Raw genomic sequence first — 1,548 nt, 5'->3', positions numbered from 1 at the left:
CGCGGCGCGGGCCATGGGCCTTCCGGCGAGACGCATCATCGTCAGGCACCTCATCCCGGGGGCCCTGTCGCCGGTCCTGGTCACCGGGGCCCTCGCGGTGGCCGCCATGATCGGCGCGGAGGCCGGCCTCTCCTTCCTCGGGCTGGGTATCAGCCCGCCGACGCCGTCCTGGGGGAACATGGTGGCGAGCGGGAAGGACGTGCTGGGAATCGCGTGGTGGATCTCGTTCTTCCCCGGCGCCCTGCTCACCCTCACCCTGGTCGCCTTCAGCCTGGTGGCGGATGGTCTTCGGGATGCGCTGGATCCGAGGGCCATCGACCAGAAGTACGTCTGATGCTGCTGAGCGTCCGGGACCTGACCACCCGCTTTCCAATCCCGGATGGCGAGACTCGCCCGGTGAACGGGGTGTCCTTCGGCGTCGCGGAGGGGGAGACGCTGGGGCTGGTGGGGGAGTCCGGGAGCGGGAAGAGCCTCATGGCTCTGTCCATCCTGGATCTCGTGCCGTCGCCGGGACGAGTGGTGTCCGGCGAGATCGAGCTCGAGGGGGTGGATCTGCGATCGATCTCCGGCGCCGCCATGCGAAAGGTGAGGGGCGGGGCCATCGGGATGGTGTTCCAGGACGCCTCGGAGAGCCTCAATCCGGTGTACCGGGTCGGTGACCAGATCGCGGACGTCGTTCGGCTGCACCGCGGGGTGTCGCGGGAGGACGCCTGGCGCGAGGCGGTGCGGCTGCTCGGCGATGTCGGAATCCCGTCGCCGGAGAAGAGGGCCCGGGCCTATCCGTTCGAGCTGTCCGGGGGTATGCGGCAGCGCGTGCAGATCGCCGTCGCCGTGGGCGGTCGCCCGAAGCTGCTGATCGCCGACGAGCCGACCACGGCGCTCGACGCGACCGTGCAGGCGGAGATCTGCGACCTGCTGGAGCACCTGCAGGGCGAGTTCGGCATGTCGACACTCCTGATCTCTCACGATCTCGCGGTGGTTTCGCGCCTGGCCGACCGGATCATGGTCATGTACGCGGGGCGGATCGTCGAGGTCGGTCACTGGACCGCGATCACCGAGGAGCCGCGGCATCCGTACACGAAGGGGCTGATCGCGGCGATTCCGCACCTCGGAGGGGGTTCGGGGGAACCGCTGGAGGGGATCCCCGGTACGGTGCCCGACCTGGCCGATCTTCCGTCGGGCTGCGCCTTCCATCCGAGATGCTTACTTGCCGGGGAAGACTGCCGCGCGGCCCGTCCTCCGCTAGAGGACGTGGGTGATCGCTTGTGCGCCTGCTTTCGCGTGGGGTCCGGCTCGTGAGCGACGCTCCGGTTCTCGCCCTGCGCGGCCTGTCGAAGACCTTCCCGGCCGGGTCCGGCTGGACACGAGGCCCCGAGGGAACCGAGGCCGTCGCCGGCGTCGATCTGGAGATTCGGCCCGCCGAGACGCTGGGTCTCGTGGGGGAGTCCGGGAGTGGAAAGACGACCCTGGGGCGGTGCATCCTGAGGCTGCTCGAGCCCACGACGGGCAGCATCGAGCTCATGGGCAATGACTTCCTGGCCCTCCGGG

At 69.8% G+C, this 1,548-nt stretch carries 3 protein-coding genes; all 3 read left to right on the top strand.

Features of this window, described 5'->3' with window-relative positions:
- Positions 1 to 334: ABC transporter permease (locus AC36XV_RS09975; protein WP_492203533.1), on the top strand; the 334-nt coding region annotated here is incomplete at its 5' end.
- A complete protein-coding gene (locus AC36XV_RS09970) occupies positions 334 to 1,299 on the top strand; it encodes an ABC transporter ATP-binding protein (RefSeq protein ID WP_492203532.1) in 966 nt (321 codons plus the stop codon). The genes AC36XV_RS09975 and AC36XV_RS09970, both read left to right, overlap by 1 nt.
- A partial coding sequence (locus AC36XV_RS09965; RefSeq protein ID WP_492203531.1) for an ATP-binding cassette domain-containing protein occupies positions 1,296 to 1,548 on the top strand: 253 nt, incomplete at its 3' end. The genes AC36XV_RS09970 and AC36XV_RS09965, both read left to right, overlap by 4 nt.

Source organism: Candidatus Benthicola sp., from assembly GCF_058719085.1.
This window is presented reverse-complemented; position numbering and strand designations above follow the sequence as displayed.